The organism is Fischerella major NIES-592 (assembly GCF_001904645.1).
Taxonomy (GTDB): Bacteria; Cyanobacteriota; Cyanobacteriia; order Cyanobacteriales; family Nostocaceae; genus Fischerella; species Fischerella thermalis.
This window is the reverse complement of record NZ_MRCA01000004.1, coordinates 15,242-37,128: the sequence shown is the minus strand read 5'-3', so window position 1 is coordinate 37,128 and position 21,887 is coordinate 15,242. Positions and strand designations below refer to the sequence as shown.

The following is a 21,887-nucleotide window of genomic DNA, read 5'->3' as shown; positions in this document are numbered from 1 at the left end:
ATCACTTAGTTATAGAAATTATTATAGTTATTTAAGATTGTCCTTCTTGTTGGTTTTCTCTAGCCTGGCTGAAACGCTCTTCTGGAGTACCAGCAGGGGAAGGTAGCCAGTATGCCAGCACAGTGCTTAAACCAGTCCAATAAAGTGTCTGATTTTCTTTAGTTTTATCGTTGACCAGCTGGAAAGTACAAAGACCAATCATCACTGTACTGAAAAGGAACTGTATTCCGAATCTCCAAGTTTGTAATTCTCTCATCGTGTTAGACCTCCAAGCACCTTTATCACTTTATTTACTCAATTCGTATCACTCGTTAGTTAGATTTTGATGTCAGGAACATGTATTAGTCTCCACACTCCAGAGGGATGATTCCGGAAAAGAGTCATTTGTTATTTGTTGGTGGTTCGTAGTTGTTAGTTAGTGGTTAGTAGTTAGTAGTTGGTGGTTGATGGTTGGTAATTTCCAATGCCCAATTCCCACCCCTCACACCCCACCCTTACGGGAAGCCGCTACGCGTCTACACACCCCTCACACTCCCCCCATCTCCCCATCTCCCCAATGCCCACCTAACGCGTAATACGATTAAGTAGCCAAATTGACCCTACAAGTCCGGCAAAGTGAGCAGAGACTGTATTGGTATTTGCTTGCACTACGAGCATATCTAGACCACTGATGATGCGGTTGGGGTCAAATAATTGTGTAGTAATTGCTTGGGGAGATATAGACCTTGCTACCAGAGTACCAACAATCGCCTGCGCTCCTAACAGAGTCAACAACATTCCGACTAAATTCACTAATAGCCCAAACCGTAAGACTTGGACCGTTTCTAATTTGCTAGGGTGATTGTTAGGATTAGAAGATAATAGTTGTCTACCAATCCGGGTATAACGGAAAGCTAAATATACACCCACACCCAGGGTAACTAGTCCACAAATCGCCAGGAATATACCAAACCCACTGCCTGGGTTATTACTAGGGCTACCAGGTCTTTGGCTGAAAATACCAAATAGTAGCACAATAATTGTAGAAACTACACCTAGTACTAGCTGAATCCAAAAGCTAATCCAACCAACGATGCGAAAGGTTTTAGCAATTTCCTGACGGCGAGAAGAAGATGATTGGGAGTCCACTGACATACTGATCACCTGTGTGCTGGGGGGGCTTGATAGATTAACTATGACACTTAATACCATTTTGGATTTTAGATTTTGGATTGGTAAATTTTGACTGGATAAGCTTTGGTGTTATCCATCATTCCCAATCATTTTCCCAATGGGTACAACAATAGTCTTTAAGTATTCCAAGTCTAAAAATTCAGTAGACTATGCTGGCTTGAATGTGTCAAGAGGTGCAGGGATTAGATAGATAAATGTTAGCTTATGCTTTGTATTTTAAAGATTTACACTGGTGCGATCGCTGTAAAAAAAAGTGTTTATTAAGTTTTACAGAAAAATTTGCAATTTACCTTTAAAATTGCTAAGGCAACAATTTATGCTTAAACAGTCCTCACACGCTCGGCATCACTAAACACAAAGACAATGGTCAAACTGTTGTCTGTTTGCTCCTCACCACACTGCCTAGAGCTTGGGGCAGGAGTGCATTTTTTGCACCTCTAAAGCTGGCGCATTGATAAGGCGCTGTCACTGGAGTTTATTTCCGGTGCATGAAGTGCCATTCCCACAATTAAAAATTTGGGTTAATGATTTTATTGTGTGCGCTTGCCAATCCAGCCTAAGTAGCGTTATATACTTACCCAGATAGGGAGTAGCACTATATACTCACAAAAGGGATTGTAGGCTCGACCCTTGGGCATTGTTTTAGCCATTCTTCACTAACCATGAAACTTGAGGATATATATCAATTCTTTGAGAATCCTCCGCCAACTTACCTTTGTCAAGAACTAGCAGTTTGTTATATCTTGTACGTTTTATTACAAGGGGAGTCTTACGGAACCGAGTTGATCCAACGCTTAGAAACTGAATACCCCACCTATCGTCTTTCGGACACCGTACTTTACAGTGCGATTAAGTTTCTCGAAGACTACAAAGCCATTACAGGGTATTGGAAAAAACTCGAAGGACGCGGACGTCCTCGGCGGATGTACCAAGTTTCTTCAGAGTGGATTCCACAAGCACGGGATTTAGCACGTCTTTGGCAACAGTACATTAATGGGAGGACAAATTAACGAATAATTGATAATGAATAAGTCCCCTCCAATCAAGCAGTAAAAACTCACTATATGGATACCGCAATTCTGCCATCCACGTTGTTGCTCACTTTTCTTTTATCGGTCGGATTATTTTTCTTTGTTCGTGCCTCTACTAAAGACCGTACTGAAGTTGCACAACTGGTATCTGAGCAAGACGAAGCTACTTTCATGTCTCAATTAAGGGAGTATTTCCGAGCTAGGTCTTACCGAGTGGCAGCGGTAGACCCAGAACAAAACCAAGTTATGTTTGAAGGCAATGTTCGTCCCAGCTGGTTTTTAGCAGTATTTTTGACTATGCTGAGTGCTACTGGTATTCTTTGTCTATCACTGGTTTTGTCACAGCTTTTCCCTAACCTAAGTAGTTTTTTTATTGGGATGGTATTGCTATCTCCTCTCAGTGGGATTTTCTACTGGAAAAAAGCCGGAAAGCTTGAGAAGGTGTCGCTGAAGGTGGAACAAACCCAGAGCGAATCACCATCCTCAAGTCGAATTACTGTAACCGCCCATCGAGATGAACTGATTGAGTTAAAAAGGGTATTAAAGCTAAAGTCTGGCGAATAGCCACCAAGGTACGCTCACCAATGATTTCTTGATCGTACAAGCCGCCTGATTGATCTGCGGAATCAATCCAAAATGGTTTTACTATCTTCAAATCACTATCACTAAATGCAGATTTGTCGGCAGTATTTGTCGGAAATGGAAACAAAAAAGATAACTAATCTCGATCATAGGTTATTCTCCACAAGAATTAAAATTCCTGTGGAGAGTAGGTTATATTTTGTTTGACAAAGCGGCTTGGCAAATTGTACAAAGATTTAGTTGGTGTTTTGCCTTCCACCAGAGAGCTAGCTCCTAAGCACTTCGTTCATATGATACGAACTCTTTGCTTAGGGAGGAGTCGCTACATTCCCGTTTCTTTGTACATCTGTGTCATCCAAACCTCATCCTGCAAACACAATGGTTTGGCAGGATTTGATTAATATTATCCAGACCGCTAAATTTGACTGGCAAATTAGCTGAAAACTAAAAAAAAATTAAATTTTTATATATCTTTAGCATTTTGCCAGTTAATAATTGTCAGAAGCCACAATCACTACCTAACTAAATCGCCTTAGATGTTTCAGCGACTTACCAATGCCATCGGCTCTGGGACAGCAGAAGGTTCTAGGGTTCTCAGACTGGGGAATAGGAAATGATTCTCTTCTACATACTGAGCGCCAAATAGCCCCTTTTCAGCCCAAAAGTATCTATCTGTTGTATGTTCGTTGCGCTTTACGAGCAGCAAAGCGGGTGGCAAGATCCCTTCAGCTTGAATAAATTTTCTGGCTGCTGTCACAGGTTTATCTTCGCCGCTTTCAATGCTATATTGGGGCACATGCTCTAAGATACGCCGTCCTTCTTGCCGACGACGGCTCTTCCGCTTTCGTCTCCTTGCCAACCTTTTTTCCTCCTCTTCAAAGCTACAGATTGTAGTTATAGCTACAAAATCCGTCGTCATTATAAAAGTTCTAGTTCAAAAGATCAACAGTTTTTAAACTTTTGATACAAGAAAGATAATTTCTCTTAATGTAGATAAATAAGTTTGGTAAGTATTATGAACAGGGTTGGTGGTTGGTGGTTAGTAGGGGCGAAGCATTTGTATGAGTATCTTTGCTGAAAACTAAATATCTTGGTACAAATGCACGCGGCCTACAGTGGTTAGTGGTTAGTGGTTGGTGGTTGGTGGTTGGTGGTTGGTTGTTGGTTGTTAGTGGGTAGAGACGCGAGGAACATCGCCTCTGTACATTAGTAGTTAGGGGTTGGTAGTTGGTTATTTCTAAAGCCCAATACTTAATACCTTCTGCCTTCTGCCTTCGGATTAATGCATTAGTTGCAAAATATAGTTAAGCTTTGTTACATATAGAACTCACACTTTTTCCTTATTTTGTCCCAATTCTGAGCAAGATCTGAAAAATGCTAATGTCTGCCAGTTCGGAATTTATTGCTCTGTGCCGAGAGCAAATGGCGTTACTAGTCCAAGGGCTGGGAGCGTCTTTGAGTGTTGTATATTTAACACAAGAATTGGTAGAGGCTCCAACAAATGAAGCGAAATTGATTCCATTGGTGGTTTATCCAGAAGCAGCAGTTGGAGGTCAAAGTACAAATGCTCTGGCACTACCAACACTAAATCAAAAGTTATTGACAGCAGCAAAAGATTTTCCTGTCCCATCAAAAGATTCTGAGACAGGAGATAGAACTTTAGAGGATTCAGCAGAAGAATGTCTTTTAAGCGGCGACAAAATCGTTTTACCTCTAGTCTATGAAGATGTCATGATGGGGCTACTGGTGACAGCCAGAGAAGATAGAGCATGGAATGAGCAGGAGCGGAGTCGTATAGAAAGTATAGCTCGAACACTGGCAATAGCCTGTATTTTAGACCAGCGACGCACATGGTTGGAAGTACAGTTGCATCAACAACAAATTCTGCAAGAGAAACAGCAGGATTTGCTAGATAACCTGTTACATCAATTTCGTAATCCTCTGACGGCATTGCGAACCTTTGGCAAGTTGCTTCTGAAGCGACTACGACCGGGAGATCCGAATAGAGAAGTAGCAGAAAGCATTGTGCGGGAAAGCGATCGCCTGCAAGAATTGTTGAAGAAATTTGACGAAGTGATTGATTTGGGTGTAGAAAATTTAGCACCTTTGAAACTACCAGAACAAGAAGAAATATTTGTAGAAGCAACTGTAGAAAAAGAACATAAACCGCCATTATTGCTACCAGGAACAGGCGAAAAAGAAGCAGATTGCTATATTACTGATATCTTGCAACCCTTGTTAATTTCAGCGCAAGCAATAGCTCAAGAACGTAACCTACAACTGACTGCAAATATTCCATCTAATTTACCATTAGTACGCGCTAACCGTAAGGCATTAACAGAAGTGTTTAGCAACATCATCGATAATGCTTTGAAATACACTCCTGCGGGTGGCAAGGTATTAATAGAAGCTGGACAACAAAAAGACAATCTCCAAGGAGTTGCGATCACAGACACAGGTCCTGGTATTCCGCCCGAAGATTTGGCACATCTGGGTGAAAGGCATTACCGGGGTGTACAAGCTCAAACTGAAATTCCTGGTACGGGTTTAGGAATAGCTATTGCTAAACAACTGATAGAACAAATGCACGGAGAAATTGAAGTCAAAAGTCCTGCTTTAAATCCAGCTATTACATCACCTCAAACACCAGGAACTACTTTTATTGTGTGGTTGCCAATTGCTAATAGTTAATGGTTAGTGGATAGTGGTTAGTGGTACACAATCAACAACTAACAACCACCAACCAACAACTATCTATCTGAGTGAAACTTGGAAATTTTGACCAATGGTCATTTGCAGGTCAGTATCTGGGTCAATGGCAATCAGATCAACACTATTTCTACCGAAGAATAGACCAATTAAAGCACCGATACCAGCACCGCCCAACACTTCTTCTGTGGCAATGGCGCGATCGCCTGTAACCGCAGATACAGCAGCAGCTGCACCTGCACCTAAAACAGTATTCTTCAAAATTGCACCAGTACTAATACCTTTTTTGACAGTTTCGGTTTTGGTAATCACTTCAGAAGCTGCGTTGATTTGGTATTCCTGACCATTGGTTAAAATTAATTTTTCTGCCACGAATTGAGAACCGCCTTTAGCTGGTTTAAGTTGACCAACAACTTGACTGTTGGCAGGAATGACTACTGTTCCTGCATCTGTAACCACATTTTGCGAAACAGTCAGTGTTAAAGGCGCTGTTTCATCCTTAGTGACGAGAATTTTTTCTGCTTTATCGTACTTCACAGGAATAACAGTTCCTTGGGGAATAGTCACAGCTACAGGTGGATTTTGTGGATTCTGTTGATTAACAGCGACAATGTAGGGGGAATTAATCGCTGCAACCTGACCAGTACTAACCAAAGCTTGATAGATAAAAGCCGCTACTTGGGCGCGTGTGGCAGTTTGTTGTGGCTGTAGGAATCTCAGACTTGGATAATTGACAACAATTTGCTTTTGAGTCGCAGCGGCTATCGGTGTACGGGCGTAACTAGAGATGCTATTACCATCACTATAAAATTGCAGAATGCTGTCTATATTACCGCTAGCAGTATAGTCAAGACCATTGGCGAGTGAAACTAAAACTTGCTCACGGGGAATATTTTGATCAGGCTCGAACCGATTTCCTGGATATCCTGACAAAAAGCCAGTAGTATATGCTTGCTGAATAGCACTGTATGCCCAGTAGTTTCTGGAAACATCAACAAAATTCACAGCCTGCCGTTCTGATGATTTTTGAAAAGCTTTGTTGAGCATAGCAGCAAATTGAGCGCGGGTAACTGGTTCTTCTGGACGGAAGCTACCATCAGGGAAGCCAGCGATGACACCCCTTTGTGCTAATTCTTGAATAAATTGTCCTGCCCAATAGTTAGAAGAAACATCAGAAAAACTAGTTTGGGCGAAGGAAGGTGCAGCTGTTACTAAAGGCGCGATCGCACCTGCTGTAATACCTAATGCCATGAAAGCAGCACATCCCGATTGCCAACGGAATTGAGTAAACATTTATTTTTCCTCTCTAAATTTTTGTTTTTTCTATTACTTAATAAGACTATTTCTATAGTAAAATGTTCCTAAAATCTTAGTATTTAGTAATAGAAATAAATTGTTTTTTAGTAAAAATACTATTGTTTGGCTAATAAACATTCAGCCAAATTATCATTTTTACCTTTAGTTTTTAAAGACGCAAACTTGCAAAAATAGTTTCGCTCAAATCCCAAAAATTTCCGTATGGATGCAAAACAGCAGTATTTAAAAGCTCCTAACCTGTTTCAGTGTTAGCCAACGTATAGATTTTGCATCTCCAGACTACCAGAGTGAGGTTATTATTGACTTGATAACTCACCTGAGTCGCACCTCGCCCTGAGCAAGGCTTGAACTGAAGTTCAACCCTCATAGCCCAAGTCCATTAAAAAGGACTCAAATGTATAATCTAAAATCTACAACTGGTCATAATTTGCGTATAATATAATACTATTTCACCTTAATCGCAATACATTTCAATTCTGTAGAGACATGCCGTGGCAGGTCTGGTACAACACAAATATGTTTTACGTTTAAATTATATTGGTATAACCAATATATGCTTCTTATTCATAAAATCAGAGAGGGGTTTCCACACAAGAAACCCCTCAAATTAGGGTCATCAGTTTTGAGAATGATGAAAGTCACAATTTAATTTCTGTTCATCTTAGAAGCGGGATACTACCAAATTAGAGTTGAGAGTGACATCCAAATCTTGTTGTGGGTTAATGACAACAACTTCTACTTCTCTTCTGCGTAGTAAAGTGCTTGCTAAAGCACCAACAGCACCACCAGCTACGGGTTCTAGGACTTCAACTTTTTTGTTACCTGTAAGCAGAGAAATAACAGTAGCAGCACCTGCACCGAGAGCTGCATCTGTTAATATCGTGGTAGTCTTAGCTCCTTTCTTGATTGTTTCCTTTCTGGTAACCACTCGAGAACTTGCATCAATAGGCTGTCTTCTACCATCGCTAAAAACTAATTCTTCTGCTACAAACTGAGAACCTTTTACACCATTTATGGTTCTTGGTTGCAATTGTCCTTCAATTTTAGTTCCCGCAGGAATTAGAACATTGCGATTTCCGTCTACTACGTTCTGTGCAACTTCTAAGGTTACAGATGTGGTTTCGTCAGGAGTAACAACAATTCTATCTTTATCGAAAGTAACAGGAATTGTGACTCCAGCAGGAATTGAAACCGTCCTTGATTGACTGATTGGTTGATTTGGTCTAGTAAAAATTGCTGGCTGTTGTGCAGTTGCAACAGGAGCAAACAAAGGCACTATAGCACTGGTTGACATTACCATTGCCATTAATGCTGTTGTTCCAGATTTCCAATAAAGCAAGCGATTCATAAATAGTCCTTCTTTAGCCTTAGTAGAGTAAATGACGTGATATTATTGGGTATTGTTTCTGAGTTATGTCTAACCTGTCTACTGATGTATATTAATGGTAGAAGTTCTATGCAGAAAGTTACGTTATCTAGTTTTATTCCACATCATCTTATCTAGCTTAGGTACTTTCAATAGTAGTGTTCAACAGCTGTAATATCTATGATGGAAAACAATATGAATTTGTTCCTGAAGACTTTTAACTTAGTGATATATGCTTATAATTGACTATAAATAAACTTCATAAATTAAGTCTTGCAGCAGCAAATTAATATTTATACTGACTTAAATAAAATCACCCGATTGGGTGATTCCCTTGGATGAAGGCGATCGCCGTCTAAATTTAGACAATATAGATAAATGAGTGGGAAATTTAAGAGCAAGTTTTCCCAGTGTAGCGCCAAGTTTGCATCAATGCCTGAGTTTATCCGGAAGCCTGTTATTAGAGTTTGTAGTTAAATATGTCCCTAAAGAAGAGATATACACTAAAAGCGAAATCTCAAATCCAAAAAAAAATTGCAATAACTTTGCATAAAACTCAAGAAACCAACTGTATATGTAGGAAAAGGTTCAAAAAGCCAACTCAATCAATATACAAATTCTAAATTCTAAGGAAAACAATTATGACTAGCTTTACTCAAATCCAAACAAGATGTGACTTATTATCTCCTGTGCGTGAATGGTTAGACTCTATTGATGTTCATAACGCTAAATTAGCTCATTTTCTATGTAAACTCATTCCTGCCCAATGTCCTTTTGAGCGTGATGTTGTAGTATTTGGTCGCAAGCTTTTCCACATTCCACCAATGTGTAAACTCAATCCTCTGTATGAAGAAGTTGTCGGTTTACGTTTCAAAGCTCTTTGCTATTTAGCAGATGAATGTGGTGAAGATATTACAGCCTATTGCTAATCATTTATGGTTAAGAGTAATGACAAACTGACTGTTTTATAACTTAACTATGGTTAATTAAAACTCTTCACCATTAGCTTTGGCAACTTATTTATGACAAGCACGCTCCCATTTCAACTCAGAGGTTTTTGCTCCTAAGAAACGCTAAATTAGTGTGGGCAAAACCTCTGGATAAAATAAAAGTTTTCAATAATATCAAAGTTGCAATCTATATAGAGAACTTTCCATCGCGATCGCTTCGTACATAATTCTGCGTTGGATTCATCTATATCACTAAACACCGATCAGTAACTGTAGAAAGTGGATTTTCGCCCCGTGTCCGCACTTAAGTCACGGGCGACATTTTGACTGTCTAGAGCTAGGGAAGAAAAGCTAACTAAGTATTACGGCGTTAAAATATGGTTATTTTGCAACAGGATGTTTTAGAATGGTAGTTATTTTTACTGTAACTTTTAGCACTAGCTAACCGACAATGAAACCTGTTGCAGATACTACTGATTTTCCATCGCATACGCAAGAACAGACGCCAGTGATTCTCACTTCTGAGCTGCGAAAAGTTTACCGCACTGGCTTTTTTTTGAATCAAAAAGTCGTGTCCCTCAAAAGCTGTTCTTTAACTGTTTACAAAGGGGAAACCTTTGGGCTACTGGGACAAAATGGTGCTGGCAAAACAACATTGTTAAAATTATTACTAAGTATTATACGTCCTACCTCTGGACGGGGATTACTTTTAGGTAAACCACTGGGCGATCGCATAGTCAAAGAACGTATTGGTTACTTACCAGAAAATCCCTATTTTTATGACTATCTTACGGGTTGGGAATTTATTCAGCTAGCAGCCGGATTATTCCAAATTCCTGCAAAGGTGCAACACCAACGTATTCCTCAATTGCTAGAATTAGTCGGTTTATCGCAAGCTGATGCTCGTCACAAGCAAATGCGTCGCTACTCTAAAGGTATGCTACAGCGTGTAGGTATGGCACAGGCGCTAATTAACGATCCAGAAGTGGTGTTTTTAGATGAACCTATGTCTGGGTTAGATCCGGTAGGACGGTTACAGATGCGGGAAATAATCCTATCACTGAAAGCCGCAGGCAAAACAATTTTTTTCAATAGTCATATTTTAAGTGAAGTAGAACAAATTTGCGATCGCATTGCTATTCTTGCTCAAGGTGAATTAATTTGTTCTGGTTCTCTTAATGAACTCTTGGGAACATACGACACATATCATGTCAAAGGTCAAGGTGGCGATTGGGAAATTTTGCAAAAATGGGTTCCTAATCTAGAATTTGTACCTGATGGTTATTGGCAAGGTGACTTGCAAGGTGACACCTATGATTTTTTTGCAAGTCTGAATCTCATGGGTGGGCAAATAATTAGTATGAATTTGTCACGCTTATCTTTAGAAGAGTTTTTTATGCAACAGATTCAAAAGTATAAACAATAAGAGGATTTTTATTGGTCATTGGTCATTAGTGATTAATCACTATATTCAGAAATAAACTAATAACAACCAACCACCAACTAAATACATTGTAATTATTGCCACAATTATTTGTATAATTCTGGAGTATTTTTAAAAGCCGCTTGAAATTAGCTTCATTAAAAATTCAAATTGCACATACAATCTCTTTTCTGAAGAATACGGTTTTTTCAGAAAATAATATTATTAGGGAACCCGAATATTTAAGTATAGTCAACGATAAACTGATAAGACAGTGCTTTACTCATGGTATTTCAGGTAAATATGCTTAACACAAGTTTGTGGAAACTTTTTAGTCAACCAGTGGCAGGGTTGCTGTTTTTCACCCTAGCGTTGACAAACTTCTTACCTGCGGTCATGGCTCAAACACAGACACCCACTGTGAAACAGTGCTTAGACCAAGAATTGGCTGACAGTAGAAATACACAAGCTTCGTATACAGGTTATACATTAGGTGGTGGCGATCGCATCCGTGTCAATGTCTTTGAAGTTGAAGAATATACTGGGGAATACACCATTCCTCCTGGTGGAGCAATCAATTTAGCTCTTATTGGCACTGTCCCTGTTCAAGGTCTTTCAACAGAGCAAGCTGCTAACGTGATTGAGTGTGCTTACAGAACTTATTTGAAGCGTCCCATCATTTCAGTGAATTTGTTATCGCCTCGCCCCATTAATGTGACCGTAGCTGGAGAGGTATCACGACCAGGAGCTTATAGTCTCAGCTTATCAGGAGGTGCAGGTCAAGATCCTGGTGTGCAATATCCAACCGTGATGTCGGCACTGACAACGGCTCAAGGGGTAACACAAGCCGCAGACATCACCCAAGTACAACTACGGCGCAGGTTGGGATACGGTCCAGAACAAGTCATTACCCTCGATTTAAAGAAATACATCCAAACAGGCACTTTACCACAAGATGTTACTCTGCGGGATGGCGATACTATTTTTGTACCAACAGCAACTAGCTTGAATTTGGCAGATGCACGCAACTTATCTGCCGCTAGCTTTGCTGCTGATATCACCCAACCTCGTTCAGTAGTAGTGACTGGTGAAGTTAACCGTCCAGGTACATACCTTGTCACTCAAGGACAAGCAGAGGGTGCAGGTACTGGAACTACAATAGGAACTAATGCGCCAGCTATTTCTGGTCAACCTACTGTATCACGAGCAATTCAACTTGCTGGCGGGATCACACCACAAGCTAATATTCGCGATATAGTTATTCGCCGACCCACAAGAACTGGCACAGAGCAACAAATTAGGGTCAATTTCTGGCAATTACTGCAAAGTGGTGATATTAATCAAGACATCGTTGTCCAAGATGGTGATACTATTGTTATCCCCACTGCTACAGAAGTCAATCCAGCAGAAGCTACGCAACTAGCAAACACTACTCTGTCTCCGTCACGCATTCAAGTTGGTGTGGTAGGGGAAGTCAAAAATCCAGGAAGAGTTGAAATTCTGCCCAATAGTACATTGAATCAAGCTGTGCTGGCAGCAGGTGGATTTAATGATGCTAGAGCCAGAAGTTCCACCGTTGACTTGATTCGTCTCAATCCCGATGGTTCTGTCACCAAGCGTAGAGTGAAAATTAATTTCTCCGCAGGAATTAACGAGAAAACCAACCCCATACTTCGCAATAATGACGTTATAGTTGTTAACCGTTCTAATGCAGCTCTAACTGGTGATTCTATAGGCGCTATCTTTAATCCAATAGGTACTGTCTTAGGTATTATTAGATCTGTACTCACCGGGTTTTAACAGTAAACAGTTATCAGTAAACAGTTATCAGTTTTATTCCTGGGTCTAAATCCCATATCAATATTCTGAAAAGTTTTGCTAGCAGATCACATTTGCTTACCATACCCCTATAACTGATAACTGTTGGCTGATACGAAACTGTTTGTAGACTGATAATGTCATTAAGTCATATGAGTTACCAATAACTAGTGACTAGTATGCGATTTGAGCTTAGCAGACAGCGACGTTATGTATCCTGGAGACAGTCATTACTGTGTAGCCTGACTTTAGCTTTAAGTTGGGGTGCAGCCATGCCTGCAACTCTAGGGGCAGAAACAGTTACTATTCGCTTAGGGCCATTTCAACAGTCAGTAGCGATCGCGGATTTAGAAAAATTTGCCAAAACCGGAGATTTACCAGAAAATCTGCAACTATTTTCATCTATACTGACACCTCAAATTAGAGAATTACTCACAAAGCGTCTGGAAATAGATCCAGCTGTTGCTGACAAATTCGTTGCAGAATTAAAACAAAACCCAGTAGGCAAACAATTTATCTCATCGTTGACGGCTGTAATACCAGGTAGTAGCGCCGAAAGTCTGCAAGCAACCCTCAATTTAGCACTACGGCAAGTCAATGGTCTGAGTGCGCTGGGTTTTTTACGAGCCTACCCCCAAGAAAATGTAACAGTAGACGCATCTCAGGCAATCTCTGTGGCACTGGAATTAAACCCCAGCTACTGGCAAAGCCAAATTTTTGGGGCAGTATTATCACGTGAATTAAGTGCTAAAAATAGCACACTGCTAAAAACAAACTTCAGTCCTGCTGCTCCTGGGAAACAAACAGTCCAGCAACAAACATTCATCCTGCAAGACCGACAACGGAATCGTACTATACCCGTAGATATTTATTGGAGTAATGGCGATCGCCAAAATCCCATGGTTGTAATTTCTCACGGATTTGGGGCAAATCGTAGATTTTTGAGGTATTTGGCGCGTCATCTTGCTTCTTACGGTATTACGGTCGCGGCAATTGAACATCCAGGTAGCAACGTCACAGCTATTAGTAGAAACTCAAATCAACCCAATCTTCAGAAGTTACTACCAGAGACTGAATTTATTGACAGACCCAAAGATATTAGCTTCACACTCAATGAACTGGCGAAACTGGATAACCAACCGGGACAACTGCAAGGAAAATTCAATACAGATAAAGTTACTGTCATCGGTCACTCTTTAGGCGGTTATACTGCCTTAGCTTTGCTAGGAGCAGAGGTTGATTTGCCACAATTGCGGCAATTCTGCAAAGATTCTTTAAGTTTTGGCCAAGCTCCTGGTGACTGGTTGCAGTGTGCAGCCGCTTCTCTACCAGAACAAAAACTGCGGCTTAAAGATGAAAGGGTAAAAAGTGCGATCGCTCTTAATCCTCTGGTTGGTAATCTCTTTGGTAAAAACGGGCTAGCTCCAGTCAAACAACCAGTTCTAATTTTAACTGGAACCGAAGATGCTCTCACTCCCGCACTCAAGCATCAAATCACACCCTTTAGCCAATTAGGAGGCGAAAAATATTTACTTAGTGCTGTTGGTGGTACGCACTTAAGTATTAGCGATCCTACATATCAGGCTAGTGATGCTACTACTATTGTCAGAGAACGGCGGGGTGAAGAAACCAAAGCCTTACGTCAGTTGCTGCAAGGTGTGAGTTTGGCGTTTGTCAAACAACAGACACCAGAAGCCAAAACCTATCAACCATTTCTGACACCAGCTTACGCTCAATCTCTCTCTACATCACAACTGCCGTTAAGTCTTGTTTCAGAATTACCAGCAAATCTTAAACCGTGGCTGAAGTTGGTGGGTCAGTGAAAGGGGAAAACTATCCCCTCATAACCCTCGCACTCTCCCTACCCTTCCTCTCCAGCATGATAGGAACTGCGAACTAGAGGACCGGAACGGACGTGGCTAAAGCCCATTTCTTTGGCGATCGCACCCAATTTATCGAATTCTGATGGTGTCCAGTATTTTTGCACTGGTAAATGTTCTAATGAAGGACGCATATACTGACCAATTGTCAGGCGATCGCATTTGACTTTACGGAGATCTGCCATAGTTTCGATGACTTCTTCCACAGTTTCTCCATGTCCCAACATCAAACCAGATTTAGTGGGGATGGTGGGATCGATTTCTTTAACAATTTGTAAAACTAAAAGCGAGCGATCATACTTTGCACCTCGGCGTACAGGCCCGGTTAAACGTCTTACTGTCTCGATATTATGGTTATAACAAGCTGGTTTGGCGTTAGTGATCGCAGCTATACGTTGCCGTTCACCGTAAAAATCTGGAGTTAACACCTCAATTTCAGTCTCTGGGTTCAGTTGCCGAATCGCCTCTATTGTCTTCACAAACCAACCAGCACCCTGATCGGATAAATCATCACGGGCTACAGAAGTCAGCACCACATAACGTAATCCCAAAATTTGTACAGCTTCTGCCACCTTTTTAGGTTCTTCTGGGTCTAAAGGCATAGGTGCATGTCCTTTATCTACTTGACAAAAAGCACAAGATCTAGTGCAAGTCGGTCCCATGAGTAAAAAAGTCGCGGTTTTTTGAGCGTAACACTCTCCTCGATTCGGACAACGTCCTTCTTCACAAATCGTGTGAATCTGGCGCTGCTTGATAATACGTTGTACCGTCGAGAGTTCACTAGCTTTGCCAATAGGGCGACGCAACCATGTTGGCATGGCAGCAATTTCAGACTTATTGTTTCTTTCAGCCTTCATCCTTTATCCTTCATCCTTCTTTATCACCATGACATAAATTACAGTCAATCAAAGCCGAAGTTAGTTAAAACACTTTCATACATCAAAGTTTCTCCAGGAAAATACTATCCCCCAATCAAGATAAATATTGAGTATAGTGGGAGAATTCAAGAGCCGTAAGGCAGTAAAAACCGTATCAAAACCTAAAGTTTCTGTTAGAGCAAACAGTCGTGGCAAGTAACAAAGTTCTAGTTATCGATGACACTACAGTTGTCCGGGTAAAAGTACGAGAAATGTTGCCTCCGGGCAACTTTGATGTATTGGAAGCAAAAGACGGCGTAGAAGGACTTAATCTAATCCGTCAGGAAAAATTCAGCCTAATAATGTTGGATTTCCTGTTGCCAAAAATGAGCGGCTGGGAAGTATTTCAGCAGATTCAATCCCAACCAGAACTCAGGAAAATTCCCCTAGTTATCATGTCTGGTCGCAAGGAAGAGGTTACAGAGAAAATTTCAGAACCTTTTGAAAATTTTGAATTTCTTGGTAAGCCTTTTGATCAAAAGCAACTCATTGGCGCAATTAAGTCAGCCATGACAAAAGCTAAACAGCCACGCCAAGAACCTGCACCAGTAGCCGCATCTACTACTGAGAACAATGCTACACCAACTCCTGATGCAGCCATTACTTCCTCGGCTAATGAGATTCAAGCATTGAATGAAAAAATAGTCAAAATGCAAACGGAAATAGACGCTTTGAAGAAACAATTAGCTCAGATTGTAACCTTTATAAAACAGAAAATCAAGTAGTCTCAATTCAAATTTTATGCTCACAACTAGAGCTACTAGCCTGCTGAAGCAGGCTTTTTTGTTTGAACAATTATTAATTTATATCACTTCTTTATATAGTCTATTTATGAGTTTACTTATAGCGCTTATCGTTTGGATGAAGTACAGCTTTATCAGTGTGCATCTGTGTTCATCCGTGTTCGTTTTTTCCTGTACCGCACCCAACTGCAAACCGCTATTTATATTATACAAAATATACATAATTCTCTGAAATTAGATGATATCAGTAATCAACCAGTGGGAATACTAAATTTATAAACACCATAATTAGACTTGGCTAAAAGAATGTTATTACCAATAGATAAAATTATTCCCTTTCCTGGCTATCACATTACTGAGCAAATTTACTTGGGTAGTAGAACTAGTGTTTATCGGGGTATTAGAGAGCAAGACCAACAACCTGTAATCATCAAATTGATGCGGAATGAATACCCTAGCCTCAATGAACTGGCCCAATTTCGCAATCAGTATACAATTAGCAAAAAACTTGATTTTCCAGGTATAATTAAAACTTATAATTTAGAAAATTATCGCAATGGTTATGCCATAGTCATGGAAGACTTTGGTGGCATTTCACTTCAACAATGGCTAGATAAAAAAAGTAGCGAACACTCTGGTTTTGGGGATATAAATAAATTTGAATTATCTATTAGTGATTTTCTTGATATTAGCATTCAAATTACTTCCATCCTTGACCAACTGCATCGTCAACGTGTCATTCATAAAGATATCAAACCCGCCAATATTTTGATCAACCCTACTACAAAAGAGATCAAAATTATTGACTTCAGTATTGCTTCTATTTTGCCAAGAGAAGTTCAATGTCTGACCAATCCCAATGTTTTAGAAGGTACATTATCCTATATTTCTCCAGAACAAACTGGACGAATGAATCGCGGAATTGACTACCGCACTGACTTTTATTCCCTTGGCGTCACCTTCTTTGAACTCCTCACAGGACATTTACCCTTCACTGCTGCTGATTCAATGGAGTTAGTCTACTCTCACATTGCCAAAGAAGCGCCAAAAGCTAGCCAAATTAATTCTAGAATTCCACCAATCTTGTCTGATATCATCAGCAAGCTAATGGCAAAAAATGCTGAAGATCGCTATCAGAGTGCTTTGGGTTTAAAGCACGACTTAGAGATATGCAAACAACAGTTACAAGAGACTGGCAAGATCGATACATTTGAGTTAGCAACTCGCGATATCTCAGACCGTTTTCTTATTCCCGAAAAACTCTATGGTCGTCAACGGGAAGTAGAAACTTTACTCACTGCTTTTGAACGTCTTGCTAATCCCCTTACAAATGAATTAAGGGAAATCGAAATTATATTGGTTGTTGGTGATCCTGGTGTCGGGAAAACTGCTGTAGTTAATGAAGTTCACAAACCCATCGCCCGTCACCACAGCTACTTCATTAGAGGAAAATTTGACCAATTTCAACGCGATATTCCTTTTGCTGGTTGGGTGGAAGCTTTTCGCGATCTAATCAGGCAATTATTATTAGAATCTAATGCTGAAATTCAACTATGGAAAGCCAAAATTTTGGCGGCTTTGGGCGAGCAAGCTCAAGTCATTATTAATGTCATTCCTCAACTGGAAAAAATAATTGGTAAGCAACCTCCTGTTGATGAACTGTCTGGCAATGCAGCCGAAAATAGATTTAATTTATTATTTCAAAGACTTATCCAGATTTTTACTAGTAAAGAACATCCTTTGGTAATATTTTTGGATGATTTACAATGGGCAGATACTGCTTCTCTAAAATTCATTCAATTACTCGCAACTTCCAGGCAGTCTCCTCTCTTGTATTCTACTAAATCAGAAGACAAACGAGAGTATGAAGCAGAAGAAATAGGTAGTAATCAAGGAAGTATATTACTAATAGGTGCATATAGAGATAATGAAGTTTCTAGAACACATCCACTCTATTTAACAATCAATGAAATCGAGAAAAATAGAGGATTTATTAATATCATTACACTAAAATCATTAAATCAAAGTGATTTAAATCGCTTGATTGCTGACACTCTTCATTGCTCGGAAGCGCTTGCTATTCCTCTAACTCAAATGGTGTTTGCCAAAACAAAAGGCAATCCATTTTTTACTAATCAGTTTCTTAAGTCTCTGCACGCAGAGCAATTAATTAAATTTCATTTTGATGTTGGTTATTGGCAATATAATCTGTCAGAAATTATGACGTTGTCCCTTACAGACGACATTGTCAAGTTTATGGCTATGCAACTAGAAAAGTTGCCGAAACATACACAAGAAGTCCTGAAATTAGCAGCATGTATTGGAAATCAATTTGATCTCAAAACACTATCAATTGTTTATGAAAAGAATGCGATAGATACAGCTTCAGATTTGTGGACAGCCTTACACGAAGGATTAGTTATACCTGAAACTGATGATTACAAGTTATTTATTCGAGAAAGTAATCAGACGTTGATCAGATGTAATGATAAGCAATCGATTGAATTACCAATTACCAATAATCAATTACCAAAATATAAATTTGTCCATGATCGAGTCCAACAAGCTGCTTATTCATTAATTCCTGAAGATAACAAAAAATCAATTCATCTCAAAATAGGCAAGCAGTTATTGAAAAAAATCCCAATTCAAAATTGGGAAGAAAATATATTTTCTCTCGTCAATCAGTTCAATATTGCATTAGATTTAATTACTAATCCAGTAGAAATTGACAAGCTCGCTAATATGAATTTCATCGCTGGATGTAGAGCTTTAGCATCAACCGCTTATGCAACAGCAATGAAGTATTTAACTACTGGTATCGAACTCTTAAAAGATGATAGCTGGGAGAGAAAATATGAGCTGACCCTATCTTTGTATGAAACAGCAGCGGAGGTAGCATACCTACTTGGTGATTTTGAGCAGACAGAACAACTTGTCCAGATAGTTTTAGCAAAAGCTAAAACATTACTAGAAAAAGTAAAAGTTTATGAAGTAATGATTAAAGCTTATGGAGCACAGAACCAAGCACTAAAAGCAGTCAAAACTGCGCTTATAGTTCTCAAACAGCTAGGAGTAGAATTTCCTGAGAATCCTACCCAATCTGATATACAGCTAGCAATGGCAGAAATAACTTCAAATTTAAATGGGAGACCCATTGAGGACTTAGTTGACCTTCCAGAAATGAAGGAAGATAAACCATTAGCAGTTATGCGCATTTTATCAACTGTAAGTAGCTACGCCTATCTATCTGCTCCTGAATTATATCCACTAATTTGCTTTCGACAAATTCATTTATCTCTGAAATACGGCAATACCTTATTTTCTGCGTGTGTATACGTTAATTACGGTTTATTTTTGTGTGGGGTAATAGGAGATATTGAATCTGGCTATCAGTTTGGTAAATTAGGTACAAATTTGCTGACTAAGTTCAATGCTAAAGAAGTCAAAGCCAAGACTATAGGGTCATTTAATATCATTATCAGGCATTGGAAAGAACATGCTAGCAAAATATTAAAATCTATACTGGAAGCTTACTTTGCTGGACTAGAAACTGGAGATTTAGAATACAGTGCTTATGCTTTAAATGCTTATTGCTACTATTCATATTTTATAGGTAAAGAACTGACAGAGCTAAAACAGGAGATCGCAAACTACAGCAAGGCTATAGCTGAAATCAACCAAAAAATAGTATTTCATTGGAATGAAATTTATCACCAGAGTGTTTTGAATGTATTAGAAAGTGGGGAGAATAACTATCATTTAAGCGGTGAATCATATGATGAGGAAAATATGTTACCTATTCACCTGCAAAATAATGATGTCATGGGACTTTTGTTTCTATTTTTCAATAAACTATATCTTTGTTATTTATTTCAAGAATTTCATCAAGGTATAGAAAATGCTAACATGGCGGAAAAATATTTACAGGGTGGAATAGGACAGTTAGTTTTTCCTCTTTTTCATTTTTATGATTCATTGGTGCGACTAGCAGTATATTCACAAGTACCCATTTCTGAACAACATTCCATCCTTGATAGAATACAAGCTAATCAGAACAAAATGCAGAAATGGGGGCATCATGCTCCAATGAATTATCTGCACAAATATTATTTAGTAGAAGCAGAAAGGTATCGAGTTTTAGGTCAATATTTGGAAGCGATTGACTCTTATGATCGTGCCATTGCTCTTGCCAAAGAATACGAATATATAAATGAAGAAGCTCTCGCTAATGAACTTGCCGCTAGATTTTATTTAGAATGGGGCAAACATAAGATAGCCAAAAGCTATCTTACTGATGCATATTATTGTTATTTGCGCTGGGGAGCAAAAGCCAAAGTTGACGATTTGGCAAAACGCTATCCCCAATTACTTGCTCCTATTCTCCAGCAAGGTAAACTAAGTACATATACCAGTGAAAAATTTACTCTTTCTCATCACGCCACTTTATCTACACAAAACAGTCACCAAACTTTCATTAGCTCTTGCGCAAGTGTATCTAATTATTTAGATTTAACTACTGTAATTAGAGCCTCACAAGCACTGTCTAGAGAAATTGAACTGGAGCAGTTATTATCTACTTTAATGAAAGTAGTCATGGAAAATGCAGGAGCCTCCAAATGCGCTTTAATGCTGAGTTCAGGTGATGATTTGGACTTAACTGTTACTGCTATGAGTTCCAACTCTAATTTAGCATCTACTTACACAGAATTCCCTAACATTAGCCTTTCTTGTAGCTATGATTTGCCAGTTAATTTGATTAATTATGTCAAACGTACGAAAGAAATATTTGTTGTTGATGATGCCAAATTAGAAGATTTTATCGCCAATGATCGCTATATCCTGCGTGAGCGACCCAAAAGTCTGTTATGTATTCCGATTATTAATCAGGGGAAACTCCTTGGTATATTGTATCTAGAAAATAATCTGACAACAGGAGCGTTTACACGCGATCGCCTAGAACTTCTGCAAGTAATTACGACCCAAGCAGCAATCTCTCTTGAGAATGCTATCCTCTACAAATATTTGGCACAAGCGAAAGAACGCTTGGAGGAATATAGTCATACTTTAGAAGAGAAAGTCGAACGCAGAACACAGGAACTTAACGAGAATAATCAGCGCTTAAAACAAGCAATAGTGAATTTGCAAAACGCCCAAACGCAACTGATTCAAAGTGAAAAAATGTCTAGTTTAGGGCAAATGGTAGCCGGAATTGCCCATGAAATCAATAACCCCATCAACTTTATTCATGGGAACATTACTCATGCACAAGAATATGTGCAAGATTTATTAGAGTTGATTGCTATTTATCAACATGAATTACCCAATCCCTCTGCTCAAGTTGCAGAGAAGTCTGAAGAAATAGATCTAGATTTCTTAGTGCAAGACCTACCTAAAGTTTTGGATTCTATGAATGTAGGAACGTCGCGTATCCGCAATATTGTTTTGGGTTTACGCAACTTCTCCCGCTTAGATGAAGCTGACATGAAGCATGTAGATATTCATGAAGGCATCGACAATACTTTGATGATCTTACAACACAAGCTGAAAGCAAATAATGATCGTCCTGAGATACAAGTCATCAAAGAATATGGAGAATTGCCAGAGTTGACTTGTTATGCTGGTCAGTTAAATCAGGTGTTTATGAATATTTTGTCTAATGCGATCGATGCGCTCGACGAAGGAAATAGAAATAACCACCAGTCCCCAGCCCCTAAAATTCGGATTATTACTGAGTTAGCAAATAAAAATACTGTCAAAATTTGTATTGCCGATAATGGCCCTGGTATCAACACTGAAATACAACAAAAAATCTTTGACCCATTTTTTACTACAAAACCAGTTGGAAGCGGGACAGGTTTAGGATTATCGATTAGCTATCAAATTGTTGTAGACAAACATAAGGGTAAGCTAATCTGCGATTCTAAACCAGGACAAGGGACTGAATTTGTGATAGAGATTCCAATACAACAGTGAAT

The 21,887-nt window shown here is 39.3% G+C and carries 15 protein-coding genes; 9 read left to right on the top strand and 6 right to left on the bottom strand.

Annotation, left to right across the window (positions count from 1 at the left end; all coding sequences use genetic code 11):
* Positions 1-31: 31 nt before the first annotated feature.
* Both NIES592_RS09410 and NIES592_RS09405 read right to left on the bottom strand, forming a co-directional pair.
* A complete protein-coding gene (locus NIES592_RS09410) occupies positions 32-202 on the bottom strand; it encodes a hypothetical protein (protein WP_256678101.1) in 171 nt (56 codons plus the stop codon).
* A gap of 362 nt (positions 203-564) precedes the next feature.
* The gene (locus NIES592_RS09405; protein ID WP_062248470.1) at positions 565-1,134 is read right to left on the bottom strand and encodes a DUF3611 family protein; all 570 of its coding nucleotides are present in this window, start codon (positions 1,132-1,134) and stop codon (positions 565-567) included.
* 701 nt (positions 1,135-1,835) lie between these two features.
* Here NIES592_RS09405 and NIES592_RS09400 point away from each other — a divergent pair.
* Together NIES592_RS09400 and NIES592_RS09395 are read left to right on the top strand one after the other, a co-directional pair.
* Complete coding sequence (locus NIES592_RS09400) at positions 1,836-2,183, top strand: PadR family transcriptional regulator (protein WP_062248472.1); 348 nt, start codon at positions 1,836-1,838, stop codon at positions 2,181-2,183.
* Positions 2,184-2,237: 54 nt separating this feature from the next.
* Complete coding sequence (locus tag NIES592_RS09395) at positions 2,238-2,768, top strand: cofactor assembly of complex C subunit B (protein WP_062248474.1); 531 nt, start codon at positions 2,238-2,240, stop codon at positions 2,766-2,768.
* A 559-nt stretch (positions 2,769-3,327) separates the two neighbouring features.
* Here NIES592_RS09395 and NIES592_RS09385 read toward each other — a convergent pair.
* On the bottom strand, positions 3,328-3,645 hold the full coding sequence (locus NIES592_RS09385; protein ID WP_026086363.1) for a DUF3155 domain-containing protein: 318 nt from the start codon (positions 3,643-3,645) through the stop codon (positions 3,328-3,330).
* 515 nt (positions 3,646-4,160) lie between these two features.
* Here NIES592_RS09385 and NIES592_RS09380 point away from each other — a divergent pair.
* Positions 4,161-5,477, top strand: a complete 1,317-nt coding sequence (locus NIES592_RS09380) for a GAF domain-containing sensor histidine kinase (RefSeq protein ID WP_073555597.1) — start codon at positions 4,161-4,163, stop codon at positions 5,475-5,477.
* Positions 5,478-5,540: 63 nt separating this feature from the next.
* Here NIES592_RS09380 and NIES592_RS09375 read toward each other — a convergent pair whose 3' ends face one another.
* The gene (locus tag NIES592_RS09375) at positions 5,541-6,788 is read right to left on the bottom strand and encodes an S-layer homology domain-containing protein (protein ID WP_073555596.1); all 1,248 of its coding nucleotides are present in this window, start codon (positions 6,786-6,788) and stop codon (positions 5,541-5,543) included.
* Positions 6,789-7,473: 685 nt separating this feature from the next.
* Positions 7,474-8,160 (bottom strand): conjugal transfer protein TrbI, encoded by a 687-nt coding sequence (locus NIES592_RS09370; RefSeq protein WP_073555595.1) that lies wholly within the window; start codon positions 8,158-8,160, stop codon positions 7,474-7,476.
* A gap of 659 nt (positions 8,161-8,819) precedes the next feature.
* Here NIES592_RS09370 and NIES592_RS09365 point away from each other — a divergent pair.
* The 4 genes from NIES592_RS09365 to NIES592_RS09350 all read left to right on the top strand — a co-directional run bounded on the left by NIES592_RS09365 (position 8,820) and on the right by NIES592_RS09350 (position 14,192).
* Positions 8,820-9,107 carry a Mo-dependent nitrogenase C-terminal domain-containing protein gene (locus NIES592_RS09365; RefSeq protein WP_073555594.1) on the top strand — a complete coding sequence of 96 codons (288 nt, stop codon included), beginning with the start codon at positions 8,820-8,822 and terminating at the stop codon, positions 9,105-9,107.
* Positions 9,108-9,579: 472 nt separating this feature from the next.
* The gene (locus NIES592_RS09360) at positions 9,580-10,554 is read left to right on the top strand and encodes an ABC transporter ATP-binding protein (RefSeq protein ID WP_073555593.1); all 975 of its coding nucleotides are present in this window, start codon (positions 9,580-9,582) and stop codon (positions 10,552-10,554) included.
* A gap of 300 nt (positions 10,555-10,854) precedes the next feature.
* Complete coding sequence (locus NIES592_RS09355) at positions 10,855-12,351, top strand: SLBB domain-containing protein (protein ID WP_062248485.1); 1,497 nt, start codon at positions 10,855-10,857, stop codon at positions 12,349-12,351.
* A 197-nt stretch (positions 12,352-12,548) separates the two neighbouring features.
* Entirely contained in the window at positions 12,549-14,192 is a 1,644-nt protein-coding gene (locus NIES592_RS09350) for an alpha/beta hydrolase (protein ID WP_073555592.1), read from the top strand.
* A 38-nt stretch (positions 14,193-14,230) separates the two neighbouring features.
* On the opposite strand, the gene lipA is transcribed toward NIES592_RS09350, so the two are convergent.
* Positions 14,231-15,106 carry a lipoyl synthase gene (gene lipA, locus NIES592_RS09345; protein WP_073555591.1) on the bottom strand — a complete coding sequence of 292 codons (876 nt, stop codon included), beginning with the start codon at positions 15,104-15,106 and terminating at the stop codon, positions 14,231-14,233.
* Positions 15,107-15,315: 209 nt separating this feature from the next.
* Between lipA and NIES592_RS09340 the strand changes: the two genes are divergently transcribed.
* A complete protein-coding gene (locus NIES592_RS09340) occupies positions 15,316-15,891 on the top strand; it encodes a response regulator (RefSeq protein WP_062248491.1) in 576 nt (191 codons plus the stop codon).
* A 324-nt stretch (positions 15,892-16,215) separates the two neighbouring features.
* Entirely contained in the window at positions 16,216-21,885 is a 5,670-nt protein-coding gene (locus NIES592_RS09335) for an ATP-binding sensor histidine kinase (RefSeq protein WP_073555590.1), read from the top strand.
* The last annotated feature ends 2 nt before the right edge of the window (positions 21,886-21,887 follow it).

What these genes read in the sequence shown, in the direction of transcription:
- NIES592_RS09365 (WP_073555594.1), top strand. Translation starts at nt 8,820, where the DNA reads ATGACTAGCTTTACTCAAATCCAAACAAGATGTGACTTATTATCTCCT.
- NIES592_RS09350 (WP_073555592.1), top strand. Translation starts at nt 12,549, where the DNA reads ATGCGATTTGAGCTTAGCAGACAGCGACGTTATGTATCCTGGAGACAG.
- NIES592_RS09405 (WP_062248470.1), bottom strand. Translation starts at nt 1,134, where the DNA reads ATGTCAGTGGACTCCCAATCATCTTCTTCTCGCCGTCAGGAAATTGCT.
- NIES592_RS09370 (WP_073555595.1), bottom strand. Translation starts at nt 8,160, where the DNA reads ATGAATCGCTTGCTTTATTGGAAATCTGGAACAACAGCATTAATGGCA.
- NIES592_RS09400 (WP_062248472.1), top strand. Translation starts at nt 1,836, where the DNA reads ATGAAACTTGAGGATATATATCAATTCTTTGAGAATCCTCCGCCAACT.
- NIES592_RS09395 (WP_062248474.1), top strand. Translation starts at nt 2,238, where the DNA reads ATGGATACCGCAATTCTGCCATCCACGTTGTTGCTCACTTTTCTTTTA.
- lipA (WP_073555591.1), bottom strand. Translation starts at nt 15,106, where the DNA reads ATGAAGGCTGAAAGAAACAATAAGTCTGAAATTGCTGCCATGCCAACA.
- NIES592_RS09355 (WP_062248485.1), top strand. Translation starts at nt 10,855, where the DNA reads ATGCTTAACACAAGTTTGTGGAAACTTTTTAGTCAACCAGTGGCAGGG.
- NIES592_RS09360 (WP_073555593.1), top strand. Translation starts at nt 9,580, where the DNA reads ATGAAACCTGTTGCAGATACTACTGATTTTCCATCGCATACGCAAGAA.
- NIES592_RS09335 (WP_073555590.1), top strand. Translation starts at nt 16,216, where the DNA reads ATGTTATTACCAATAGATAAAATTATTCCCTTTCCTGGCTATCACATT.
- NIES592_RS09375 (WP_073555596.1), bottom strand. Translation starts at nt 6,788, where the DNA reads ATGTTTACTCAATTCCGTTGGCAATCGGGATGTGCTGCTTTCATGGCA.
- NIES592_RS09410 (WP_256678101.1), bottom strand. Translation starts at nt 202, where the DNA reads ATGATTGGTCTTTGTACTTTCCAGCTGGTCAACGATAAAACTAAAGAA.
- NIES592_RS09380 (WP_073555597.1), top strand. Translation starts at nt 4,161, where the DNA reads ATGCTAATGTCTGCCAGTTCGGAATTTATTGCTCTGTGCCGAGAGCAA.